Consider the following 12,488-nt stretch of genomic DNA (forward strand, 5'->3'; position numbering starts at 1 on the left):
CTCCGTCCGACACTGGTGATCGTGTGCCATGCTCACCCAGCGCGGTGGCGTGGCCACAGCGCCGGATGCCAGATGGGGAAGCGGGAACACCATGAAGGTACGCGGGATCGATCGTGGTCAGACCAGGCGCAGGACGACGGTGGTGGCCGCCGTCATCGGGCTGGCCGGCCTCTTGGCTGCCTGCGGCAGCAGCGGTCCGGACGGCGCCAAGACGGCACAGGCCCGGGTGACGAGCGCCGAGAAGGCGGTGACCGAGGCCAACGCGGACCTCGAGGCGAAGAGCAAGGTGTTCTGCGGCGATGCCCAGACGTACATCACCGCGCTCGACCGCTACGGCAACGTGCTGCGCCAGACGGCCCCGACCGTCGGCGACGTGCGCGACGGCGGGAGCGACCTGGCCGACCCCTCCGAACAGGCCATCTCGTCCGGCCACGCCGCGGTCGAGGCCAACCAGGCGCGGCACGACGCCGAGCACAAGCTGGCGGATGCGAAGGCGGATCTGGCCGCCGAGGAGGCGAAGGCGGCGGGCTCGTCGACCACGGTCGCGGCCTCGACCACCACCGCACCGATCGAGCCCCTCGCTCCGGCTGCGACGGTTGACCGTGTGAAGCAGGCGGAGACCGATCTGACGACGGCCCAGAAGGGCATCACCGATGCCACACCGCTGGCCCAGGCCTCGGCCGAGTTCAACGCCGCGGCCGTGGCCCTCGAGATGTCGTGGCTGCGGCTGCTCTCCGACGCCGGCTGCCTGACCGACGAGCAGCAGGTGCAGGCCGACGCCGCTGTCCACGACTACACCGTCGGCCTCCAACAGGCGCTCACCAGTGCGGGGCTCTTCACGGGCAGGGCCGACGGGATCTATGGTCCCGAGACCGTGGCCGCGGTCAAGGCCCTCCAGCAAGAGGCGGGCCTACCCGTGACCGGCTTCGTCGACCAGGCGACCGAGGCGGCGCTCGGGGCCAAGCTCGGTGCCAAGGGGGGCGCAGTCGCCAAGGCGGCCACCGTGTCCGTCGTCCAGCTGCAGCAGACGCTGAAGCTCGCCGGCTACTGGGACGGGCCGGTCGACGGCACCTGGACCCCTGCGCTCACCGAGGCGCTCAAGACGTTCCAGACCGCACTCGGGGTCCCCGCCACCGGGGCCGTCGACGCGGCCACGTTGGCCGCCTTCGAGGCTGCCCTGGCCAAGGCCACGGCACCCGAGACGACCACCACCACGGTGCCGGTCACCTCCACCACGAACGGTCCGGCGACGACGACCACCGCGACGCCGTAGCCCGGTTCGGCCCGAACCTCGGTGCCACGGCGCGCGACGCTCCGGGGGGCCAGGGTCGGGCGGGCGCGTACGCTGCCGGCCGTGGAGCACCAGGGGTGAAGTACGTCGTGATCGGCACGTCGTCGGGCGCGTCGATGGACGAGATCATGGCCGTCTACCCCCGCCACAAGGTCATCGTCGACGTGTTCATCGAGCGGGGCGACGTAGTCGGCATCGGCCCGTTCCTCGATGGCGGGAACATGGCGGTCTTCCGGTCCCAGGAGGCGGCTGAGCGCTTTGCCGCGCAGGACCCGTTCATCCTCGAGGGCCTCGTCGCCTCGTACGCCATCCGACCGTGGGGCGACGAGCTCCTCACCTGAGCCGCCACCCTCCCGGGGAGCGGCACGCCCTCCGCAGAGGGCTCGATCAGCGGTGGCCGGGCCGGTGGGGACGGAGGCCGCCGTAGAGGTAGCGGGTGGTGAAGAGCCGGAACAGCAGCGGCTCGGCGATCCAGCGCGGGATGCGGACGCGCTTGCCGTCAGGCTGGAAGACGACCAGCCCGTCGTCCTGGAGCCCGAGGATCGAGCCCCACCGGTGCTCGGGCGCCTGGTACCGCTTCAGCTTCCGGTCGCGGCCGCCGGTGCGGGCCTTGACGTTGGCCACCACCACCTGCCAGCCCCAGTTGCGCGCCGAGCTGCGGAACGGATCGCTGGCCGCCACGTCGCCCACCGCGAACACGTTTGGGTGGCCGGGGACCCGCAGGTGCTCGTCGACGCGGACGAAGCCGTCGTCGTCGAGCAGCTCGCGGGGCAGGAACCGGCTGTGGGGCCGCATGCCGCCCACGGCCCACAGGGTGATGTCGGCCTCGAACGGCTCCTGACCGCTGGACCACGAGACCGGCCCGGTGGTGAGGCGATCACCGGTGAACCCGTCGGGGAGCTCGGCGCGGTGGCCGGGGTGCAACTCGACGCCGTTGCCCTGGAGCTCGCGGACGATCCAGCGGCGGACCTTGGGGTGGTAGCCGGGCAGCGGCTCGTCGCCGCTGTGGAACAGGTGCACCTGGGCGCCCCCGCGTCGGGCCAGGTTGTCGGCCACGCTCACGCCCGTCGCGCCCCCTCCGACCACGGCGACGCTCGTGGCCGCCTCGAGCTGGGTCGACACGGCGGCGAGGTCGTCGTCGATCGCCTGGAGGTCCTCGATCCGGTCGTGGCGCCAGAAGCCGTTCGACGCGCCGGTGGCGATCACCAGCAGGTCGTAGGTCTCCACCGCGGTGTCGCCGTCGACGCCCTCGACGTGCACCTCGCGGCGGGTCAGGTCGACCGAGCTGATCCGGCCGTGGACGGTGCGGATCCGGTCGAGGCCGCGGAACCGGTGGAACGGGACGAGGTAGCTGCGCCGCCAGCGGTCGGGGTCGGTGAGCCGGTTGCCCAGCTCCTGGCCGCTCACGAGGGCGGGCCGGGTGGAGATGCCGACGACGTCGCAGGTCCGGGCGAGCCGGGTGGCCACCAGCAGCCCGGTGTCACCCAGGCCGGCGACGATCACCCGAGGACGGGCCCCGTGGCGGGGCTGGGCGGCGGGCTGGACCGGTGCTGGGCTCGGCGTCTCGGGCACGTGCGCCACTCCCTGGGGGACGATGGGTGGCACGAGGTGCCGGCGGGATGTCGAGGATCCCACGCGGGAGGGGGCCGGCGCGCCATCGGCGGCGGGGCTCAGGCGCCCTGGGCCTGCCGGTCGTACTCGGGGCTCAAGATGATCGACTGCCACAGCGAGCGGGGATCGCCGCGCTGCTCGAGCACGCCGGTCCAGTAGGCCTTGCCGCTGGGGTCGGGGGTGCGGCCGAGGAGGTCGTCGTAGGACTGCACGACGGTGCGCTGCGCCGACTCGTGGCTGGTGAGCAGGGTGCGTGCCAGCACGCCGCGGGACATGCCGTGATCGAGGCGGGCGGTCCAGTAGTCCTCGCCGCTCGGATCGGTCGCTCGACCGTGCACGAGCTGGTACAGCGCCTGGACGTAGCCGCGGTTGGTGGAGCCGGCGCGGCGGTACACCTCGTCGGAGCCGGCCAGGCGGGACTGGAGCTCGGGCAGCGAGATCTTCTTGAGCTGGTTCGACCAGTACGTGAGCCCCGTCGGGTCGGTCGACCGGCCGAGGTAGTGCTGGAAGCTGTCGTCGACGAGCTTGGCCCGCTCCTCAGCCGAGGCGAGCACGGTGGCGGTGTACGCCTTGCGGCTGCGCCCGCGCTCGATCGTGGAGTTCACGTCCTGGAGCTCGGGGTCGGTGCTGGTGCGGTCGAGCAGGTCGGCGGTGACCTTCCGGGCGAACTTCTCGTTGGCGTTGTACGGGTCGTCGGCGCAGCGGTCGCCGGCGGCATCGGTGCCGGTGCGGAAGTCCCAGGTCGTGGGGACCACCGGCTCGTTGCGCGCATCGTGCACGTTGGAGGTGACGCCGGCGCGGTACCAGGTGCACGGCTCCAGGTCGGCGGCGGGCTGGATGTCGATCATGTGCTCGCCGGCGTCGGAGCCGTACGGCACGCTGCGCGGCCAGTCGGCCTCGATCGCCACCGGGTCGCCCGAGTCGCGCTCGTTCAAGGTCATCGAGCCGGCCGGGAGGGCGTCGCTCACGGTGCCGGCGCTGCCGGTGTAGGGCCGCGAGTAGGTGAGGACGGCGGCGATGCGGTTCCGGGCGCCGCCGCGGCCGCGGGCCGAGCCGGGCTGGTGGTTGCGCACCCAGCCGCCGGCCGGCACGCGGCGGTCGCCGTCGGCGGGGTACGTGATCGACACGGAGGTCTTGGGCTGGGAGCCGTTGAGCTTGCCCCACAGGGCGTTCCAGACGCCGGCGATGGCCGTGGCGGCGAAGTCCACGCCGCCGGGCGCGGTGACCAGGTTGTGGGAGGTCCACGGCATGGCCTGGTGGAGGGCGTCGATGTGGGTCGGGGCCCAGCCGGCCTCGACCTGGTGGACGACGCTCATCGCGATCTGCCCGAGGTTGAGCTGCGAGTCGTCGACGGCGGTGAACCCGATCGAGGCGAAGGCGGCGAGGATGTCGGGGTGCGACGGGAAGGCGACCGGCGCCGTGGTGGGCTGGCCGTGGTCGGCGATGGCGGCGAGGTCCATCTGCGTCTCGGCGCCGCCCTCGTTGGCGTAGCCGGCCAGGTCGCTGGGCGTGTAGTACTCGCCCAGGTCGGCGACGTAGGGCTCGAACAGCCAGTCCCACACCTGGTCGCCGATGCCGTGGGCCGACATGCCCATGAGGAAGGCGATCTCCGGCGCGCACGGGCCGTGGACGGCCGCCAGGTCGGTGCACTCGGTGTGGGTGAGGATCTGGGCGAGGTAGGCGTCGTGGAACCGCTGCCAGTGCGCCTCCTCGCCGTACTTGTTGGTCAGCGCGTAGCCCGAGTCGGGGAAGTGGGCGCCGGCGCGCACGTAGGCGGCGTTGCCGTTGAGCAGGGCCTTGAGCTGCGGGCTCGTCACCTGGTCGATGGCCTCGGCGGCCATCCACGCGTGCGTGGTGACGCCGGCCGCGTCGGCCCGCTGTGCGGGGATCGCCGCCAGCCCCGCGAAGGCCGCGGCGGCGACGAGGACGGCCGCGAGGACGCGGGACGTGACGGGTGTTGCTCGTGTCATGTGGATCTCCCCCTGCACCAGACGGGCGCCACCCTAGGCCGCCCCGCGGGCACGGATCGGGGCGTGAGGTGAACGCCGAGCGAACGGTTCGAGACCAGGACCGGCAAGCGGCGACCCGTGAACGGCGAGAGTTCCACGACCGTTCCCAGGAACCTCCCAGACGCCGCCCGCACGATGTCGTCCATGGCCACGACCATGGATCCCCAGAGCGCCCGGACCGATCAGCTGCCGCCGATCGGTGCCACCCCGTCTGCCGGTGCTGCCGGCGACCGGCCTGCTGCCGGCGACGCCCCGCCCGGCGTCGGCGCGCCAGGGGACCGGGGCCGGGTGCAGCGCCTGTGGCACGGCCCCGAGGGCGACCCGTCGTGGGCCCGCCCGGCGTTCCTGGTGCTCCTCGGCGCCACTGCCGTGCTCTACCTGTGGGGCCTCGGCGCCTCGGGGTGGGCGAACAGCTTCTACTCGGCCGCCGTCCAAGCCGGCACGCACAGCTGGAAGGCGTTCTTCTTCGGGTCGTCCGACTCGGCCAACTCGATCACCGTCGACAAGCCCCCCGTCGCCCTCTGGACGATGGGGATCGCGGCGCGCATCTTCGGTGTCAACGCCTGGAGCATCCTCGTGCCGCAGGCCCTCGCCGGCGTGGCGTCGGTCGGCCTGCTCTACGCCGCGGTGAAGCGCTGGTACGGCGCCGCCGCCGGCCTCATCGCCGGTGCGGTGCTGGCGCTCACGCCGGTGGCCACCTTGATGTTCCGGTTCAACAACCCCGATGCGTTCCTGGTGCTGCTGCTCGTCGGGGCCGCCTACGCCCTGCTGCGGGCGGTCGAGGTGGCCAGCACGAGGTGGCTGCTGCTCGCCTGGTCGCTGGTGGGCTTCGGGTTCCTCACCAAGATGCTCCAGGCGCTGCTCGTCGCCCCGGCGTTCGCCCTGGTGTACCTGGTGTGCGCACCCACCACCTTCCGGCGGCGGTTCGTGCAGTCGACCTGCGCCTTCATCGCCCTGGTGGCGTCGGCCGGCTGGTGGATCGCCATCGTGGAGCTGTGGCCGGCGTCGTCCCGCCCCTTCATCGGTGGCTCGCAGACCAACAGCATCATGGAGCTGGTCCTCGGGTACAACGGCCTCGGCCGCCTGACGGGCAACGAGACCGGCAGCGTCGGCGGCGGTGCCGGGGGCAACGGCACCACCGGGATGTGGGGTGCCACCGGGTGGCACCGCATGCTCGACAACGAGTTCGGCGCCCAGGCGTCGTGGCTGCTGCCCGCCGCCGTCGTCCTGCTGATCGCCGGGCTGGCGATGCGGGGCCGGGCCGGGCGCACCGACCGGTCCCGGGCCGCCTACCTGGTGTGGGGCGGGTGGCTGGTGGTCACGGCCGCCGCCTTCAGCTTCGGCAAGGGGATCATCCACCCGTACTACGCGGTGGCGCTCGCCCCGGCCATCGGCGCCCTGGTGGGCATGGGTGCCGTCGACCTCTGGAAGCAGCGCACGGTCCTGTGGGCCCGCCTCGCCATGGCCGGCACCCTCGCCGGCACCACCTGGTGGGCGTGGACGCTGATGCAGCGCACCCCGAACTGGATGCCGACGCTCCAGTCGGCCATCCTCCTCAGCGGCCTCGGGCTCGCCGCCCTCATCGCCCTCGCCCCCCGGCTGACCGGCCGCATCGGCACGGCCATCGCCGTCGGCGCCATCGTCGTGAGCCTCGCCGGCCCGGCGGCCCGGCGGCCTACAGCGTCCAGACGGCGTCGACCACCCACTCGGGCTCGCTCCCGACAGCCGGCCCCGGCACCAGCGGGGGCTTCGGCGGTCCGGGCGGTCCCGGCGGCATGGGTCGACCGGGGAGCTTCGGCGGTGGGTTCCCCGCTGGTGGGTTCCCTGGTGGCGGGCTCCCGGGCGGCGGCACCGCCGGCAACGGGACGGGCACCGCGACCCAGGCGGCTCCCGGCGGCACCGGCACCACCACGGGCGACGGCGGCGCGGCCAGCGCGGGAGGCCTCCTGAACGGCAGCGTCTCCAACGACGAGGTGACCGCCCTCCTCCAGCAGGACGCCGGTGACTACACCTGGGTCGCGGCCGCCATCGGCTCCAACTCGGCCTCCGGGTTCCAGCTCGCTGCCGACGAGCCGGTCATGGCGATCGGCGGCTTCAACGGCTCCGACCCGAGCCCCACGCTCGCCCAGTTCCAGCGGTACGTGGCGAACGGCCAGATCCACTACTTCATCTCGGGTGGCGGCGGGATGGGTGGCGGCATGGGGATGGGCTCGTCGGGCACGTCGAGCCAGATCACCTCGTGGGTCACCTCGAACTTCACCGCGAAGACCGTGGGCGGCGTGACCGTCTACGACCTCACCGCCTCCACCTCCAGCTGACCCCCGGCGAACCGTGGCGTACGTCGTGCCGCTGGGGCCGAGATCCGGCCCCGGCTGGTGCGACGTTCGTCGTGGCAGGGGGTGGGAGGAGGTCACGTAGCTTGGCCTGCATGCCAGGGGAACGGTTCACGATCGACGGGGGTGGCACCGCGCTGGTGCTGGAGGTGGGCGACGACGGTCGGCTGCACCAGATGGCGCTCGGCCACCCGGCCACGATGGCGGAGCCGGCGCTGCCCACGGTGATCTACCCGCTGGCGTACCCCACGTTCGGGGAGGAGATCCTGCGCGAGCCGGCGCTGCGGGTCACCCACGCCGACGGCGCGGTGGGCACCCGGCTGGTGTTCCACGCGGCCGCGCAGGAGCCGCACGGCCACGGGCAGGTGCACCGGATCGAGCTCATCGATCGCGTCGCCCCGCTCACGGTCACCCTGTGCTTCCGCACCTGGCCCCGCCACGACCTGATCGAGCAGTGGGTCGAGGTGGTCAACGGGGCTGACGCGCCCATCACGCTGCACCAGGCCGCGTCGGCTTCGCCGGCGCTGCCCGGCACCGATCCGCACCTCACCCACTGGGGCGGCGGCTGGGCCCACGAGTGGACCGAGACCACCGAGCGGATCACGCCCGGCACCAAGACGGTGGCGTCGGCCGGCGGCGTCCGCTCGTCGCTGCACCGCGAGCCCATCGTGCTGTTCGCCGGCGAGGGCCGGGCCACCGAGACCGAGGGCTCGGTGCTGGCCGCAACCGTGGCGTGGGGCGGCGACACCCGGTTCGACGCCGAGATGGGCATGCACCGCGCCTGCCGCCTCATCGCCGGCGCGCAGCACCGCGGGGCCGAGCGCACCCTCGATCCGGGCGAGCGCCACGTCACGCCGCCCGCCGTGCTGGCCTGGTCCGACCAGGGCATCGGGCCCATCACCCGGGCCCTCCACCCGTGGGTGCGGAAGCACGTCGTCCGCGACGGTGACCGGCCCCGAGCCGTGGTCTTCAACAACTGGGAGACCATGTTCTTCGACCTCGCCACCGAGCCGGTCAACGCGGTCATCGACGGCGCCCAGCGCGTGGGCGCCGAGCTGTTCCTCATGGACGACGGCTGGTTCGGGAGCACCCACCCGCGCGACAACGACCTCCAGGGCCTCGGCGACTGGATGGTCGACGCCCAGAAGTTCCCCGACGGGCTGAGCGGGGTCATCGACCACGCGCTCGCCGCCGGTCTGCGGTTCGGGCTGTGGGTGGAGCCCGAGATGGTCAACCCCCTGTCCGAGCTGTACCGCGACCACCCCGATTGGGTGATCGCCGAGCCCGGCCGCGAGCGGCGCGAGGAGCGCCAGCAGCTGATCCTCGACCTGTGCCGGACCGACGTGCAGGCGTTCGTCATCGAGGTGATCGACCGAGCCCTCGCGATGCACCCCGGCATCAGCTACCTCAAGTGGGACGCCAACCGCGACGTGTTCGAGGCCGGGTCGACGGCCCTCGCCGCCGACCGCCAGGCGCACCTGCCGATGGACCGGGTCCGCGCCACGCAGGAGGTGATGGCCGAGGTGGCCCGCCGTCACCCCGAGGTGGAGCTCATGGCGTGCGCGTCCGGCGGCGGCCGCTCCGACCTGGGCACCCTGCGCTGGTTCCACGAGATCTGGACCTCCGACAACACCGACCCCGTCGACCGGGTGCGGATCCAGTGGGGTGCGTCGCACCTGCTGCCCTCGATGGTGCTCGGCGCCCACGTCACCCGTTGGGGCGAGAAGCCCGTTGCGTTCGGCTGCGCCGTGGCCATGAGCGCCCGGTTCGGCTTCGACATCGATCCCCGCGCCATGACGGACGACGAGCTCGAGGTGGCCACGGCCGCCGCGGCCTCCTCCAAGCGCATCCGCCCACTCGTCCAGTTCGGCGACCTGCACCGCCTCGTCTCGCCCGTCGACGGTCCCCGCGCCGCGCTGGCCTACCTGGACCCGGCGCCCGTTGACGCCTCCGATCCCGAGGTCCCGTGCGCGGTCGTGTTCGCCTACCGGCTCGAGGATGACGGTGCCGGCACCCCGGACGGCCAGCAGGGCATCGCCGTCCCGGGCCTGGTGGGGGACCGCCGCTACCTGGTCGAGGACGCCACCCCCGGATCCGCCGAGGCCGGCTCGGTGTTCCAGCGGCTGGGCTCGGAGCTGGCGGCCACCGGGGTGCCGTGGCCGGCCGATGCCGCCCCCAGCGCGCGGGTGTGGGTGATCAGCCCCGAGGCTTGATCTGGGGCACGGGCCCGAGGCCGCCGGCGAGCAGGTCGTCGCGGCTGGCGGGGCGGCCCACCAGGTAGCCCTGGGCCCAGGTGATGTCGAGGGCCGACACCAGGTCGAGGTGCTCCTGGGTCTCCACGCCCTCGGCCACCACCCGCAGCCCGAGCCGGTTGGCCATCGAGACCAGCGCCTCGACGATCACCCGCGTCTCGGCGTCGTGGACCATCGCCTGCGTGTAGGAGATGTCGAGCTTCAGCACGTCGATCGGGTACCGGCGCAAGTAGGTGAGCGACGAGTAGCCGCTGCCGAAGTCGTCGAGGGCGAGGCCGACGCCGGCGTCGCGGAGCGTGCGGAGCACGACGTCGATCTCGTCGCGCGGGTCGATGAGGACCGACTCGGTGAGCTCGAGCACGACGGACTCGTTGGGCACGCCGCTGGCCTCGATGATCTCGAGCGTGCGCGCCGCGTAGTGCGGCTGGTCGAGCTCCCGGGCCGACACGTTGATCCCGATGCGCAGGTCGTGGAGGTGCGGGTGGGCGGCGCGGATGAACGCCGCGCCCTCGAGCGACTTGACCAGCACCTCGGACCCGAGGGCGAGGATCAGCCCCGACTCCTCGGCGATGGGGATGAACTCGCTCGGCGACACGTCGTTCCACCGGCACAGGGCCTCCAGCCCGGTGACGGCACCGTCGTCGAGCGACACGATGGGCTGGAAGTGGACGGCCAGCTCGTCGAGCTCGAGCGTGGTGCGCAGGGCGGACTCGAGCCGGAACCGCCGCCGGACCCGGTCGCGCAGCTGGTCGTCGAACAGCGCGCACCGGGCTCGGCCGGCCCGCTTGGCGGCGTACATGGCCGCGTCGGCGTCGCGGATGAGGCCCTCGGGATCGGCGTCGCTGCGCTTGGCCGTGGCGACGCCGATGCTCGCCGACACGTCGTTGGACACACCGGCCACCTCGGCGCGCTGCACAGCGTCGAGGAACCGCTGGGCCTGGGCGAGGGCGGTGTCGGGGCCGACGCCCTCGAGCGCCACCACGAACTCGTCGCCGCCGAACCGGGCGACGGTGTCGCCGAGCGCGGCCTTGGCCAGCTCGTCGGCCACGGCGACGAGCAGCCGGTCGCCGGCGCTGTGGCCCAGGCCGTCGTTGACGATCTTGAGGTTGTCGAGGTCGACGAAGAACACGGCGACGTCGTCGTCGGGATCGCCGTGGCGGTGCTGGGCGTCGAGCAGCTCCATCAGCGCGAACCGGTTGGGGAGCCCGGTGAGCGTGTCGTGGCGGGCCTGGCGGGCGAGCACCCGCTCGTGGGCCCGCTCGGCGGTGACGTCGCGCATGGTGATTCCGACGTGGAGCTCCTCGCGGCTCGGGTCGACGACCGGGCTGACGGTGGTGGCCATCGTGTGCTTGGCGCCCTCGAGGTCGATGATGTCGAGGTCGCCGCGCCACCCGAGCGCATCGAGGAGGCGGGGCTCGATGGCCTGCTCGGTGATGGCGCGCACCTGCGGCGGCATGAACGCCTTCATCGGGCGGCCGACGGCCTCCTCGCCGAGGAAGCGGCGGGCGGCCTGGTTGAGGTAGGCGATGGTGTCGTCGATCCGGCACAGGATGACCACGTCGTCGACCTCGTCGACCACCTGGACGAGGCGGGCGTGCGAGCGGCTGACCCGGACCTCCTCGGACACGTCCTGGACGCTGACGATGACGCTGCGGCCCTCGTGGTTCCAGATGGTGACGGCCTGGACGAGCAGGTGGATCGACTGGCCATCGGGCCCGGTGACGTCGATCTGGCGGGACGCCGGTGCGTCGGCGGAGGGGTCGCCGGCGCGCAGCAGATCGGCCACCTCGCTGGCGAAGCTGGGCACCACCAGCTCGGTCCAGTTGCTGACGAACCCCGGCCCACCGGGGTCGGGGACGGGCGGGGGAGGGTCGGTCTCGATGAGGCCGGCGTCGGCGAGGATCGTGACCAGGCGGTGGTTGGCGAAGAGGATGCGGCCGTCCTGGTCGAGAACCGACACGCCGACGGGCAGCGACTCGGCCAACGTGCGGAACCCGAGCTCGCTGGCGTGCAGGGCCTGCTCGGCCTCGACCAGCGCATGGATGTCGTGGAACTCCGAGACCACGCCGGGGGTGTCGGGGTCGTCGAGCGCGTTCCAGGCCGTGAGGTGGAACCAGCGCCAGCTGCCGTCGGCGTGCTGGAGCCGGATGCGCACGGTCTGCGACTGGTCGGGCTTGGCCAGCACGTCGTCCCAGGTGCCCGAGGCCGTCTCGAGGTCGTCAGGGTGGATCAGCGGCGCCACCGGCGTGCCGGTCAGGTCGGGGAGCGAGCGGCCGAGCAGGGAGGCGACGCTGATCGTGCCGCCCGTGATGGTCCCGTGCAGGTCGAACCGGAACCGGAAGCTCGACGCGCCCCGCGGTGGTGGCGTGACCACCCCCAGCTGCCGGTCGTCGGCGTCGATCGGGGTGAGCGTGACCACCACGGTGTCGAAGCCGTCGGTGCCGATGAGGTCGACGAGCGCCGCCTCGTAGAGGCCGGTGGGCCCGACGACGGCGCCGTCGTCGCTCGTCAGCGGCTGGATGGTGCGGACCGTGGCCTGGCCGACCCGGTCGGGGCCGTGGCACGCCTGGAGCCAGGCCTTGTGGACGGCCAGGTGGTCGGTGGGGTCGATGTAGGTGAGGGGGTGGATCTCGGTCGGGATCCAGCGCGCCGCGGGCAGCTGCTCGCGCAGCATCGGCGGCATCTCGTTGGAGCCGGCCTCGCGCTGCAGGCAGTGGAAGAACGCGTCGGTCGATGCCTGCCTCAGGGCCGCGAACGCCGTGTCGAGGCGCCGGTCGGTGGCGTGCAACGGCTGGCGCTCAGGTGCCGCCACCTCGGCCTGGGCCTCCCGCTCCATCATTCCCCCCGCATCTCGTGCGCTACCGCCGGCCCGACCCCGGCGCCCTGACGTGCCGGGCGTGGCTCGTGACCTGGTGGGCGATGGCGCCGACGGGCGATCGCTGGGCACGGACCATGGCGCACGGCCTCCGGAGCTGACATCGGCTGGGGCCGT

Annotated in this window: 6 protein-coding genes and 1 pseudogene; 4 read left to right on the forward strand and 3 right to left on the reverse strand. The window is 73.0% G+C overall.

What is annotated here, in order from left to right; all coding sequences use genetic code 11:
* The first annotated feature begins 142 nt into the window (after positions 1–142).
* Positions 143–1,273, forward strand: coding sequence for a peptidoglycan-binding domain-containing protein (locus ACPPVX_RS20905; RefSeq protein WP_426572512.1), 1,131 nt, complete (start codon positions 143–145; stop codon positions 1,271–1,273).
* 95 nt (positions 1,274–1,368) lie between these two features.
* Positions 1,369–1,632: a YciI family protein gene (locus tag ACPPVX_RS20910; protein ID WP_426572513.1), complete on the forward strand. Its 264-nt coding sequence runs from the start codon at positions 1,369–1,371 to the stop codon at positions 1,630–1,632.
* A 46-nt stretch (positions 1,633–1,678) separates the two neighbouring features.
* Here ACPPVX_RS20910 and ACPPVX_RS20915 read toward each other — a convergent pair whose 3' ends face one another.
* The gene (locus ACPPVX_RS20915) at positions 1,679–2,863 is read right to left on the reverse strand and encodes an NAD(P)/FAD-dependent oxidoreductase (RefSeq protein ID WP_426572514.1); all 1,185 of its coding nucleotides are present in this window, start codon (positions 2,861–2,863) and stop codon (positions 1,679–1,681) included.
* A 98-nt stretch (positions 2,864–2,961) separates the two neighbouring features.
* Entirely contained in the window at positions 2,962–4,872 is a 1,911-nt protein-coding gene (locus ACPPVX_RS20920; RefSeq protein WP_426572515.1) for a DUF4214 domain-containing protein, read from the reverse strand.
* Between the two features lie 174 nt (positions 4,873–5,046).
* On the opposite strand from ACPPVX_RS20920, the pseudogene ACPPVX_RS20925 reads away from it, so the two are divergent.
* Positions 5,047–7,229: pseudogene (locus ACPPVX_RS20925) on the forward strand (ArnT family glycosyltransferase).
* A gap of 110 nt (positions 7,230–7,339) precedes the next feature.
* Positions 7,340–9,457, forward strand: a complete 2,118-nt coding sequence (locus tag ACPPVX_RS20930; protein ID WP_426572516.1) for an alpha-galactosidase — start codon at positions 7,340–7,342, stop codon at positions 9,455–9,457.
* On the opposite strand, the gene ACPPVX_RS20935 is transcribed toward ACPPVX_RS20930, so the two are convergent.
* Entirely contained in the window at positions 9,441–12,335 is a 2,895-nt protein-coding gene (locus ACPPVX_RS20935; RefSeq protein ID WP_426572517.1) for an EAL domain-containing protein, read from the reverse strand. The genes ACPPVX_RS20930 and ACPPVX_RS20935 overlap by 17 nt on opposite strands.
* Between the last annotated feature and the right edge of the window lie 153 nt (positions 12,336–12,488).

Source organism: Aquihabitans sp. McL0605 (genome assembly GCF_049993875.1).
GTDB lineage: Bacteria > Actinomycetota > Acidimicrobiia > Acidimicrobiales > Iamiaceae > Aquihabitans.

Coding starts and splice junctions, on each gene's coding strand:
- ACPPVX_RS20930 (WP_426572516.1), top strand. CDS start 7,340: ATGCCAGGGGAACGGTTCACGATCGACGGGGGTGGCACCGCGCTGGTG.
- ACPPVX_RS20935 (WP_426572517.1), bottom strand. CDS start 12,335: ATGATGGAGCGGGAGGCCCAGGCCGAGGTGGCGGCACCTGAGCGCCAG.
- ACPPVX_RS20920 (WP_426572515.1), bottom strand. CDS start 4,872: ATGACACGAGCAACACCCGTCACGTCCCGCGTCCTCGCGGCCGTCCTC.